At 43.4% G+C, this 12,583-nt stretch carries 11 protein-coding genes; 1 reads left to right on the top strand and 10 read right to left on the bottom strand.

Translation table 11 applies throughout. The annotated features are described in order from the left end of the window. From luxC to ABR397_RS15760, 5 genes are all read right to left on the bottom strand, one after another. Positions 1 to 1,443 carry a long-chain-fatty-acyl-CoA reductase LuxC gene (gene luxC, locus ABR397_RS15740; protein WP_350306581.1) on the bottom strand — a complete coding sequence of 481 codons (1,443 nt, stop codon included), beginning with the start codon at positions 1,441 to 1,443 and terminating at the stop codon, positions 1 to 3. Between the two features lie 955 nt (positions 1,444 to 2,398). Beyond that, complete coding sequence (locus ABR397_RS15745) at positions 2,399 to 2,866, bottom strand: DUF6392 family protein (RefSeq protein ID WP_350306582.1); 468 nt, start codon at positions 2,864 to 2,866, stop codon at positions 2,399 to 2,401. Then, the gene (locus ABR397_RS15750) at positions 2,863 to 3,270 is read right to left on the bottom strand and encodes a hypothetical protein (protein ID WP_350306583.1); all 408 of its coding nucleotides are present in this window, start codon (positions 3,268 to 3,270) and stop codon (positions 2,863 to 2,865) included. Before ABR397_RS15750 ends, ABR397_RS15745 begins: the two co-directional genes overlap by 4 nt. Positions 3,271 to 3,355: 85 nt before the next feature. Further along, positions 3,356 to 3,613, bottom strand: coding sequence for a bacteriocin immunity protein (locus ABR397_RS15755; protein ID WP_350306584.1), 258 nt, complete (start codon positions 3,611 to 3,613; stop codon positions 3,356 to 3,358). Then, positions 3,610 to 5,298: an S-type pyocin domain-containing protein gene (locus ABR397_RS15760; protein ID WP_350306585.1), complete on the bottom strand. Its 1,689-nt coding sequence runs from the start codon at positions 5,296 to 5,298 to the stop codon at positions 3,610 to 3,612. The genes ABR397_RS15755 and ABR397_RS15760 overlap by 4 nt, the downstream gene beginning before the upstream one ends. A 495-nt stretch (positions 5,299 to 5,793) precedes the next feature. Between ABR397_RS15760 and dauA the strand changes: the two genes are divergently transcribed. After that, complete coding sequence (gene dauA / locus ABR397_RS15765) at positions 5,794 to 7,509, top strand: C4-dicarboxylic acid transporter DauA (RefSeq protein ID WP_350306586.1); 1,716 nt, start codon at positions 5,794 to 5,796, stop codon at positions 7,507 to 7,509. 87 nt (positions 7,510 to 7,596) lie between these two features. Here the strand turns inward: dauA and kdsA are convergent, their stop codons facing one another. The 5 genes from kdsA to hemA are packed head-to-tail and all read right to left on the bottom strand — an operon-like array spanning position 7,597 to position 12,527. Further along, positions 7,597 to 8,451: a 3-deoxy-8-phosphooctulonate synthase gene (kdsA, locus tag ABR397_RS15770; RefSeq protein WP_350306587.1), complete on the bottom strand. Its 855-nt coding sequence runs from the start codon at positions 8,449 to 8,451 to the stop codon at positions 7,597 to 7,599. A 58-nt stretch (positions 8,452 to 8,509) separates the two neighbouring features. Continuing rightward, positions 8,510 to 9,319 carry an invasion regulator SirB1 gene (gene sirB1 / locus ABR397_RS15775; RefSeq protein WP_350306588.1) on the bottom strand — a complete coding sequence of 270 codons (810 nt, stop codon included), beginning with the start codon at positions 9,317 to 9,319 and terminating at the stop codon, positions 8,510 to 8,512. Beyond that, a complete protein-coding gene (gene prmC / locus ABR397_RS15780) occupies positions 9,303 to 10,151 on the bottom strand; it encodes a peptide chain release factor N(5)-glutamine methyltransferase (protein ID WP_350306589.1) in 849 nt (282 codons plus the stop codon). Before prmC ends, sirB1 begins: the two co-directional genes overlap by 17 nt. Further along, the gene (gene prfA, locus ABR397_RS15785; RefSeq protein WP_350306590.1) at positions 10,151 to 11,233 is read right to left on the bottom strand and encodes a peptide chain release factor 1; all 1,083 of its coding nucleotides are present in this window, start codon (positions 11,231 to 11,233) and stop codon (positions 10,151 to 10,153) included. The genes prmC and prfA overlap by 1 nt, the downstream gene beginning before the upstream one ends. Positions 11,234 to 11,264: 31 nt before the next feature. Next, complete coding sequence (hemA, locus tag ABR397_RS15790; RefSeq protein WP_350306591.1) at positions 11,265 to 12,527, bottom strand: glutamyl-tRNA reductase; 1,263 nt, start codon at positions 12,525 to 12,527, stop codon at positions 11,265 to 11,267. Positions 12,528 to 12,583: the final 56 nt, after the last annotated feature.

The raw sequence follows: 12,583 nt of genomic DNA on the forward strand, positions 1-12,583 counted from the left end.
TTATGGGACAAATACCAGGAACTTATCTTCTTCCAGGAATCGAGTCTGTTCTATTTCAACCGCAACATCCTTAGAAGTATAGTGGGATGGTCTTTCATGAGAAATATATGTCACTAATCGTTGTAACGGTCTCATTCCGTCATGGGCGCCACCAACTCGCAATATGTTATTCATTCCTGCTTCTACAATCCTTTCTGCACCTTTTAATGCTAATAAGTCTCGATACTTAAGCGCGGCCTCCCAGGGAAAAACAGATATGGTTTGTGTTTTATTTTTTCGCACATAAGGCAATATTTGCTCAATATTATCGACGTGATGAAGGTACACACATCTGCCAAGTGGTTGATTAAGTTCCACACCCGCATTTGACTCAATAACCATCCAGCGCTGATGAACATCAACCTCTACTTTTAATCCAGCAAATAAACATTCTTTTTGAACTAAGGAATAGGCCGCCTTTTCATCAAAATCTTTTTTGATGTTTGGTAATATATGCGCATATAAGTTCAGTTTTTCTATCAACGTTAACTTAAACTCTTCATAATGACTTCCCATGTAGTATATGTTTTGGGTGGAAAAACAAGCTTGCTGATCGTAAAAACAAACACCATGAGCCGCCCCTGTAGCTGCGGATATTAAGTCAACGGGGTTATCAATAATGCAAAAACTCTTCTTAGGACCAAACTTAATGACATCAATATCGGGTGGTGCATGCTTTACAGCCCAATTAATCGCATCTTCTCCTCCCCAGGCGACAATGACATCCGCATGTTGCATAATCTCTTTTGCGAGTGATATATCACCTTGATGTTGCCAATATACGACTGACAAAGAACGCGTTACCGGATGATGAGGGTCCACATCGATAAAACTTAGCGCTAATGCATTAGCGGTAAAAGGATCGGTTGATGAGGTTTTTATAATGCATTGATTCTTTGTTAAAATTGCACGTAATATAGACAACACACCGGATAATGGCACATTACCCGTCAACAGGTGTATGGACTTTCCTTTCGGAAAAGCTCTAATATAACTTTCATCCTGAGGTAGCCATTCATCCATAATATGGCGAGAACCAAGTTCATTTTTTACAATATCATAAAGACTACCTTTAGAGCACAAAATCATAGATATCCAGTTGGCCTCTAGCTTAGCCATTTCTGCTGAATATCCCATATATTTTTTTAGATCACGAATATATGTCCTACGTCTTGAATATTCTTCATTTTTCCATCTTTGCCCTACCGTATAGAGAAAGTTGATGATGTTATGCAACTGCAATTCATTATTTTCATTATAATCAATAATGTTTTCTACTTGAGAATCATTCAATATTGGCAAATGAACATTATTATCACCAAAATTAATCAATTGAACTAAGTCATCACTTTCAGGAAATATTTCGACTCGACCGTTAATAATGAATGAAATTTTTTTAGTCATATTTACCATCCATTTAGTAGGGTAATTTCAGCTTAAGTTGCTGTTTGACTATCTTGCAAACACGCTACAACTTTCTGCTTAAAACTATCAGTGTGACTGAGTGAACCATCAACATACTGCCCCGTTTGACAGTATCTGTTAAAATAGCAAACGAAAATTTTCACATCAACAAGATTTGTTAATAAAAAGTTTAAATCAAATAGAAATATTTCAAATTAAAAGAATCGCAATTTTTTTATATGTGATAATATTTATGGAAATTATTATCTGACTTATAAGTTAAGTTATATATAAATAATAAAATTTTCTATGATTATCAATAATATAAAGGAAAATCCAAGGCTTTTTACCCGATATTTACCCAATTTTCCTTAAAACTTAGTCCTTTAAAGATTGCCGTAAAAACTTACCTTATTCAGGGTGAAATACCATATTTTTAACATGGATATTGTACTTGAAAACAAATCCATTTAAGCGCAAAAAACATAGATAAAATGGTTAATCTGGCAGGATTTAAGCTCTGAAAAAAGGTTGATTATCCGTAAAAACATAAAGATAATACCTCATTAAAACTATTCAAAATTACCGGTAAAACAGCGTCAGTAAAGCTAAAATCAGCTATGATTAACGTTCATTAAACGTAAAACCATAATATGCCATGATGATTAAATTTGATAAAAAGCAGGCGTTAAAAGTGGTAAAAACAATGCATTAACATTGATCGCCATTATTTATACCCTATGGATTTCAAGATGGATCGCGACAGCAAGAGAGCGAATCCCCGGGAGCATAGCTAACTATGTGACCGGGGTGAGTGAGTGCAGCCAACAAAGAGACAACCTGAAAGATGACGGATATATAACCTCTGTTCTTGGTTAAATTAATTCATCTGCGATTTTGTTTTTCAAGCGTCCGCAAATGAATTAGTTCCCCAAAAAACCTTTCTTTATATTGATTACCAACGTACTTCTGATGTGGGTAAGAATGCCACTACTTTAACACGTTCTAGTAAATCGTAATTAATTTGCATACTAGTTGGAATACGAAAATCTAGCAGCGTATATAACTCTGTCCAGCCAGTATCTCTCTTTAATATTTTCTGTGGAGGAAGTGATTTTTCAGGATTTCCAAAATGCTCATGAACCCATTGCCGAGACATTATCGAAACTAATGGTGAAGGTAGCTCATTTGGAAACCGGTATTGTGGTTTCTTCTCGTCAACTAAAGTAAGCTCTATAGCAAATAAAACTTTACTAATTCTTCTAAAGGACAAGTAAACACCTTCTTTAGCCATATTTAAAGATATATCAGGATCTCCAGCAAACCCTGTAGGTTTGGTTTTATAAGGGATTAACCCTTCATTAAAAATTTCCTGATAAGTTCTTCCTAGATTGTTTATTAGTACCTCTACATTGACTGTCATTTATACAACCCCTGTTCCTCGTTTAGTTTATGCATCCTCTGGCGAGCATTTTCAAGCTGTACTTCTGTTGCACCATAACTTTTCAAGCTCGGTTTTATGGCATCAAAGTTCCTATCTAATGCCGCACGTAAATCTTGAGAATCTCTTTCAATCTGTTCTGACGAATTTCGTCCTCCATAAGTTTGACTGAGTTTTTGATGTACTTCTTCCGGAATAATAATTGCAGATACATTTTTAGAATCAGAATTTAATTCGGAAGGTAATAATTTAGGATATAACGCTTTCAACCTTGCCTTAACCGCAGCAGCCGAAGGCATATGATCAGCATGCATCCCATTTCTTGGCCTACCCACAAAATTCCTGTACAAATCCACTTCAAACAATTTCACCGGTGGTTTACTCAAATACACATACACCGGCGGCATATTCGGGATGGGAAGTACCAGAATATAATCGCGGAAATCCTTTTCCTAATTTACCGAATCCCTTTTATTTTTTGAAGCCAGGTTTGCCGTTTTTAGCTCGCCATTCTTTTATAACTTTAAGCACACCTCCAGGACTATCTTCAACTCCATTTTCTGGGTAAAAAATTAGTCCATTTCGGCTGGGATGCTCGGTAATTATCTCAATATGTTTTACTAAACTGTGATATTCGTTCTCAGTTTTACATTCACCATCGAAGATTTTATTCAGCAGAACTAAAAATTCAGCTTCTGTATAATCTTCCAACTTATTTTTCAAATTCATCCCACTTTACCCCCTTTATTAGCATGTATTTTTATATGCCGCTTTGGTGTCAATATGCGCAGATTATCCATGTTATAAACCTCACCACCTTCATTAATTGGTTTAACATGATGAATCTCAAATACTTCCCTACCTCCAACCTGCTCTTCAGGAATTGTATATGGAGAATAACCTTTAGGTACGTTTATCGCATTTGCTCTTGTGAATTGTTTAGACAATTCCGGATCATTACCAACTTCTTTCCAAAACGCATTTCTGAAATTATCAAAGTTATTAAACTTCCTCCCACGCAACTTATCTGCTATCTGGCTGGGAATTGGTGCTCCCATACCTTGCCCTGCGCGACTTAACCAGTTTCCTTCGATTTTTTGTCCCCGACCAGTTACCACTCCCGGTTGATTCCGAGGAGTATTAAACATCACATAGATCGGCTTCATGCCTGAACCGGCAGGAAAAACCAGAATATAATCACGAAAATCCTTTTCTTCCGGCATCGGTAACGATTCAATATCGCTGCCCTCTTTATCCGGGATCGGCAACACAGTTATTTGCGACGGAATAAACGGCGGTTCTTCATTCCCGGTATGGGCCGGAACTTTAAATTCCTGTTCGTTCGGCGTCCATAAAATCGTCGGCCTGTTTTCTCCCGGCTCCCAGAACTCGTAATTCCCCGTAGTCCGGTTCAATCTCATCACATGAACCGGCACTTTATCCAGCCCGCTTTCCGGGCTGACGTGATACCCCTGAACTGTCATCCTGCCGCTTTTTTCATCTCTGATCCAGCGAAAACGTACACGAGTCGGGGCTTTACCAAACTGTTCCGCTATTTGCCCGAGTTGATACTGACTTAAGTAATCCTCTTCGCCCTGATTCAGCTCCGGCGAATAAAACAGCCCCATTATCCCAACCGTTACCGGGTTCGGTGCCGCCAGCCAGCGCCCGGCACTGCCCGCACTGCCCCCAATGTAACGCATCACCAGCGCTTCCCCTTCCGCTGTCGCGCTGCGGGCCGTCGCAGCTACAGCAGTCGCGGCGGCTTCGGCTTTATCTTTGCCACCGCTAAACCACCGTTTATACCACGGCAATTTTTTATCCTGCGGTTTCTCCGGTTCAGGCGGGTGTTTCTTACTTTGCGGGGGCGGTTCTGGTTTCGGCGTCGTCACCGGAGCGGGAGATGACAGAACCTGATATATCCCCATTCGCCCAAAATTATTCGCAGGTTCAGCTTCGGTTCCGGCATCGGTACAGCCTTTACCTCGCAGGCAAGACTTGGTAAACACCGGTGTTGGAGGCGGCGCTTCTATCACCGGAGGCGGCCCGGACTGAACGCTTTGCGTTTCCCTGACCGACGACGAGAAATTCTGAGCCGCCATATTAACCGGCACGGGGGCCGGATGACTGGGCTGCTCCTGTTTTTCATAACTGTCCATCTCCGAATTAATAAATCTAGCCCGACAGGGACACGTACTTACGCTATCCAGCGTGCCAGCCAGCTTGCGCCCCATGTCAAAAACATTTGAGATACCACCGACAATTACGTAAGTACCGGGATGTTTACCGCAGGTAACCTTATCTCCTTCACGCGCGGTTGACCGCCCATTAAATGTCATCGTGGGGTCACCGGTAATAATCTGGCCGCCACAGGTTGTTTTATCACCAACAAGCAGGAAATATCCGATTGCCATTTATTCGCTTCTCCATTGGCTGACCATATGAAGAGTCAATCTGGCTGAAATCATCATCATGTTCTTACCATTATATTCGTTAATATAGATGATGAATAATTCATCATATTTTACTTGAAGAAAATATAGGAATATTCTGAAAATTACTGATTTTATCGCCTCAAATACATGCAAAAACTCACGATTTATAACAAAATAAAAACATATTGATAACATTCAAACTTACAAAACTATCGTGGCGCTTCTGTTGAAAAGGGAAATACGGCTGTAGTATTAAGTTGCCAATTAGTCAGCAATCAATGCAATTTTTAATCAAAAATTAATACAAATTATTACCTTCCCCTTTTGCTTTTTATTTCACTGTCGCTAAGCTATTAACCCTGAATTTGATGTATAGCACTTAGTACTCTCGTTTTGAACTCAAAGCATTATTACCGCAATTTGGGTTTTGATTCCCTTATTGCTTTTTTTATTATTTTTTTGGCTTATGCACAGATGAAAACTCGTAGAATGAACGGTATACGGCCGTTTAGTGCTGTTATTGATGCTTGTTGGAAAGAACCCTACTCTTTTACCCGGTTAATTAAAGATATCATTGCCGGTATTACTGTCGGTATTATCGCTATCCCACTCGCTATGGCACTGGCTATTGGCAGTGGCGTCGCGCCACAATACGGGCTTTACACCGCCGCTATCGCCGGTATTGTTATCGCGGTAACCGGCGGCTCACGCTATAGTGTTTCCGGCCCTACAGCCGCTTTCGTTGTCATTCTCTATCCGGTATCTCAGCAATTTGGTCTGAGTGGTTTGCTCATTGCCACGTTAATGTCGGGGATTATCCTGCTGGTAATGGGGTTAGCCCGCTTTGGCAAATTGATAGAGTATATTCCTCTACCGGTGACACTGGGTTTCACTTCGGGGATCGCCATCACTATCGCCACCATGCAGGTAAAAGATTTTTTTGGTCTGCAATTAGAACATGTACCAGAGAGTTATATTGATAAGATTACCGCGCTGTTTCAGGCGCTGCCAACGCTGCATTTAAGTGATACGCTGATTGGGCTGGCGACACTTTCAGTTCTGATTTACTGGCCTAAGCTTGGGCTGAAATTACCCGGGCATCTTCCAGCCTTGATCGCGGGGACCGCAGTAATGGGGATAATGAATTTATTTGGTCAGGATGTTATTACTATCGGTTCTGAATTCAGTTACCTATTGAATGACGGCACACAAGGCCAAGGTATCCCACCCATCCTTCCTCAGTTCGTTTTACCATGGCGTTTACCCGATATGGGTTCTCATAACGTTGATATCAGTTGGGCGACAGTTTCAGCTTTATTGCCCGCGGCCTTTTCAATGGCCATGTTGGGCGCTATTGAATCACTGCTTTGCGCCGTTGTTTTGGATGGTATGACAGGTAAAAAGCACCATTCAAACAGTGAGTTAATTGGTCAGGGGTTGGGAAATATCGCTGTACCGTTCTTCGGGGGTATTACCGCTACCGCGGCTATTGCCCGATCAGCAGCAAACATCAGAGCCGGCGCAACATCACCTGTTTCGGCAATTGTTCACTCTCTGCTGGTGTTATTAACTTTACTGGCGTTGGCGCCAATGCTCTCCTATCTTCCGTTGGCCGCCATGTCCGCCCTGTTGCTCATGGTCGCCTGGAATATGAGCGAGATACATAAAGTTATCGATCTGATCCGTCGCGCGCCAAGGGATGACATTATTGTGCTGATTCTTTGTATGTCGTTCACAGTACTGTTTGATATGGTGATCGCTATTACGATTGGTATTGTGTTAGCCTCACTGCTGTTTATGCGTCGGATAGCCAATATGACCCGTATCAGCCAATTGCCACAAACAAATGGGGATAAAAGTCTGCTGGTTGTTCGTATCAATGGCCCGTTATTCTTCGCTGCGGCTGAACGTATCTTTACAGAATTAAAGGAAGAAAGCACAGGTTATCAGACGATCCTCATGCAATGGGATGCCGTTCCTGTGCTGGATGCCGGTGGGCTGCACGCTTTTCAGCGCTTTATTGATGAAGTGGGTAAGGATAAATATATTGCTGTTTGCGATATTCCATTTCAGCCGTTAAAAACACTGGCCAGAGCCAGAGTTCAATTAGTTGAAAACCATCTCAGTTTCCATGCAACATTGCCACGGGCAATGGAAGAATTGAATTTCAATTGCAAAATGGATAACTGAAACCATTAAAAAAAGAGCTTGGTCAGCCTTTTCCCAATAATGGCGCTGTAAACCAGCGCCAAACACATTCATCATTTGATAACCAAATTATTTACTGGTATCCAGTTGAGGGAAGCTTTTTACTGTGTCATCAATCGCTTTCATCTGGATCAGGAATGGCTCAAGTTTTGCCAACGGCAACGCTGATGGGCCATCACACATCGCATTTACCGGATCGGGATGAGCTTCAAGGAACAGACCGGCAATACCAACTGCCATTCCCGCACGCGCCAATTCAACCACCTGAGCACGACGACCACCCGACGCGGCACCAAACGGATCACGGCATTGCAGTGAATGAGTGACATCAAAAATCACAGGATGCCCCCCCGTGGCCTGAACCATGACATTGAAACCCAGCATATCCACAACCAAATTGTCATAACCAAAGTTGCTGCCGCGATCACACAAGATCACCTGATCGTTGCCGCCTTCTTTGAATTTTTCAACAATATTCCCCATCTGGGCTGGGCTGATAAACTGTGGCTTTTTAACGTTAATCACCGCGCCGGTGCGGGCCATTGCCTCAACTAAATCAGTCTGACGCGCCAGAAATGCCGGAAGTTGGATCACATCAACCACTTCCGCTACCGCCTGCGCCTGTGCTGACTCATGCACGTCAGTAATAATTTTCACACCAAAAGTTTGTTTTAGCTCCTGAAAAATCTTCATTCCCTCTTCCAGCCCAGGGCCACGGTAAGAGTGAATTGATGATCGGTTTGCTTTATCAAAGGAAGCTTTGAAAACATAAGGAATGCCCAGTTTTTGTGTCACTGTCACATAGTGCTCACAAATACTCATGGCCAAATCCCGTGACTCAAGGACATTCATACCACCAAAGAGAACAAACGGCAGATCGTTAGCGACCTTGATATCACCAATATTAACCACTTTCTGTTGCATACTTATACCTTCTGTTAAGGACAAATAAATTAACCAAATAAATCAGTACAGAGCAATATCAGTGCAACACGATATATTGCTGCTCAATGGAGTATATCTGCATTCTGATCATTTCTGCGACCGGATCTTCCGGGCAATGCTCGATAAAATAATTCAAATCAGAAACCGCAATATGATGACAATCAAGCTCAGCGTAAATAAGCCCTCTATCACGTATTTCATATGGGTCATCGGGATCAAACATCAGAACGGCTTCACTGGCTTTCAGCGCTAGCTCCAACTGCCCTTCTTCCATTAACACGACTTTTATGGTCTCCAGCACTTTATATATGATGCTGATATTATCGGCTTCCTGCAAATCATCCGCCGTCAATTTGGCTGTCTGGCTAATATTACCTTTTAGCCACACATCAAGCATATGTTCACTCAGCGCTTCGCCATTGGTTGGATTAATAAATCTCACCGGTTTATCCGGGTAATCAACACGCAGAATCAACTGTGTCGGAAAAACAACCGGCATAAAGGGCAGTTCTAAAGCCTGAGCAATATGAATAAGAATGATCCCTAAAACCACAGGAGAACCTTGACGGGTTTGCAATACTTTATCTAACCACAATGTATCTGACAGACAGTAAACACCACTAGCGCCGCCGAATTTCCAGTTCTGATAAAACAGCTTGAGTAATTTTTCCAGCTGTTTCTCTCTGTTCATCTGTGGAGATATTTCACGTCTGGCTTCATCAATCAATACCTGAAGCTGCTTCTCCACTGAATGCTGAGGAAAATCGGAGCGAATGGCTCCAGATATTAACAGAATACCGCTACTTAAAGAGGCGTTATTAAATTCATAATCAGCTATGGCTTTCATCACTTTTCCACTGACCCAGTGTTATTCGCTCATTACCGCCATAATCCTGAAAAGTAGCCACCAGCTGATAACCACTCTCAGAAAACAGGCTTCTTACAACGTCTCCCTGTTTCCAACCATGCTCCAGCAGCAACCATCCATCAGGTAACAGAAAATGACGTGACAAATTAATAATTGTTTTTAGATCAGCCGTTCCCTGCTCCGCCGCAATTAATGCACTCTCTGGCTCAAACCGCACATCACCTTGAAACAGATGTGGATCGGCTTCATCAATGTAAGGCGGATTACTCACAATCATTGCAACTTGTTGATTATTCAACGAAGAGAACCAACTGCTTTGCAGAAAATCCACATTTTGTATTTTCAGTTTTTCAGCGTTACCCTGCGCCAGAATGACCGCATCAGGATTGATATCAACCCCGGTAACCCGGCAATCAGGGCGCTCACTGGCAATCGCCAGCGCAATCGCCCCTGTGCCGGTTCCCAAATCCAGAATGTGGCAAGGCACCGGTGAAAGCCGTTCAAGCGCTTTTTCAACCAGACACTCCGTGTCAGGCCGCGGGATCAATGTGGCTGGCGAAACATTTAATGGCAACGACCAGAATTCGCGTTCGCCAGTAATGTAAGCAATGGGTTCACCTTTTGCCCGACGAGCCAGTAACGTTTCAAGCTGGCTGAACTGCTCTGAACAGAGTTGCGTTTCCCCGAATGCCAATAGGTAAGTTCGGGAATGGTGAGTGACGAGCCCCAACAAAATCTCCGCATCCCGTTTAGGGCTGTCACTGGCTGATAACTGTGTTGCGGCTTGTTTAAGCCAGGATTGATAATCCATCAATCCTGCTCTGACAACGCTGATAATTGATCGGCCTGATATTCATTAACGATCGGCTGAACAAGCATATCCAGTTTGCCTTCCATCACTTCATCGAGGCGATACAAAGTCAGGTTAATACGGTGATCCGTCACCCGCCCTTGCGGGAAGTTGTAAGTACGATTGCGATCTGAACGATCACCGGAACCCAGCAAGTTACGGCGCTCCGAGGCTTCTGCTTCCTGGCGCTTACGCACTTCAGCGGCACGAATACGCGCGGCCAATACCGACATCGCTTTCGCTTTGTTTTTATGCTGAGAACGCTCATCCTGACACTCAACCACAATGCCGGTTGGAATATGCGTGATACGGATAGCGGAATCCGTGGTGTTGACGTGCTGACCACCAGCGCCAGACGAACGGAACGTATCAATACGCAAATCACTTGGGCTGATTTCCGGCAATTCTGCTTCCGGAATCTCCGGCAAAACCGCAACGGTACAGGCAGAAGTGTGAATCCGCCCTTGCGATTCAGTTTCCGGTACACGCTGAACACGGTGACCACCAGATTCAAATTTCAGATGACCATAAACCTGTTCGCCGGAAACTTTAGCGATAATTTCTTTATAACCCCCATGCTCACCGTCATTGGCGCTCATCACCTCGACTTTCCAACGACGGGATTCAGCATAACGGCTGTACATACGAAACAGATCCCCAGCGAAAATAGCCGCTTCATCCCCCCCGGTTCCAGCGCGAACTTCAAGAAAGCAGTTGCGTTCATCATCAGGATCTTTCGGTAGCAACAACAATTGTAGCTGTTGCTCTAACTCCTCATTACGAACCTTGGCGTCCTTGATCTCTTCCTGTGCCATTTCCCGCATTTCAAGGTCATCAAGCATTATTTCAGCGGCCTTAAGGTCATCCTGCACCGTGCGCCAGACCTTAAAGCAATTCGTCACATCCGTCAGTTGAGCATATTCCCGTGACAAAGCACGGAAACGTTCCTGATCAGCAATCACATCAGCATCGCTGAGGTGAGCCAAAACTTCTTCGTGACGTTCTTGTAATGCTTCCAATTTAGCAACAATAGAAGGCTTCATTCGTGATTTCAGACCCTATTCCGAGATATGGTTAATTATGTTTCAGCCCCAGGCTGTCACGTAATAAATTAAGACGCTCCAAGTCACCATTGCTGGCAGCCTGCTGGAGTGATTTGGTAGGAGCATGCATCAGACGATTCGTCAATTGATGAGTCAATTGGTTTATTGTCTGTTCTAGGTCAGCCCCCTGGTTGATAGCCGCCAGCGCTTTGGCTGTCATTTCAGCCCGCATCTGTTCTGCCTGAGCGCGATATTCACGGATTGAGTTGACTGCACCTTGTGAACGCAGCCAGTCCATAAAATAACCGCTTTCCTGCTGAACAATATATTCAGCCTGAACAGCCGCCGCTTTGCGCTGTGCAAGGTTGCGCTGAATAATTGCCTGCAAATCATCAACACTGTAAAGATAGACGTTATTTAATTTTTCCACATCAGGCTCTACATCGCGGGGAACCGCGATATCAACGAGCAACATGGGTTGGTTACGGCGTAACTTTAATGCACGTTCAACCATGCCTTTACCAATAATAGGCAAAGGGCTGGCGGTTGAGCTGATGACAATATCAGCTTCAGCTAAACGTGTATCAATTTCAGGTAAAGTGATCACTTCCGCCTGAACTTCGTCAGCCAATACCTGCGCCTTCTCTCTCGTTCTGTTAGCAATCATCATATGGTGCACCCGATGCTCTTTCAGATGGCGGGCAACCAGCTCAATGGTTTCCCCTGCACCAACCAGCAAAATATTCAGTTCAGAAAGTGTTTCAAAAATCTGCCGCGCCAAGGTACAAGCCGCAAAAGCGACGGAAACCGCATTTGAACCAATCTCTGTTTCAGTCCTGACGCGCTTGGCAACAGAAAATGATTTTTGAAACAAGCGCTCCAACTCACTCGATAAAGAACGGCAGTCCTGCGACTCGGCAAATGCTCTCTTCACTTGCCCAAGGATCTGAGGTTCTCCAAGTACCAACGAATCCAGCCCACTCGCCACTCTCATCAAGTGGCTGACGGCTTCATTATCATAATGCCAGTAAATACTGGATTTTAGATCCCTAGGATTAAGCTGGTGATATTCACATAACCAGTTAATTAATTGCTCATACAGATTATCCTGCTGTTCTACACTGAGATAAAGCTCTGTACGGTTACACGTTGACAATACAACTCCCCCCCTCACCAGGGGTTGCTGGAGAAGGTTGCCGAGTGCTTCACTGATAGTGTCCGGTGAAAAAGTCACTCGTTCACGCAGGGATACAGGAGCGGTTTTATGGTTGATACCAAGTGCTAACAAAGTCATATTGAATTATCAGCAGGAAGGCAGTTCATCGTAAAAAACATCTTGTTTTGATGAAA

It is taken from the genome of Photorhabdus viridis (assembly GCF_040256935.1).
Taxonomy (GTDB): domain Bacteria; phylum Pseudomonadota; class Gammaproteobacteria; order Enterobacterales; family Enterobacteriaceae; genus Photorhabdus; species Photorhabdus viridis.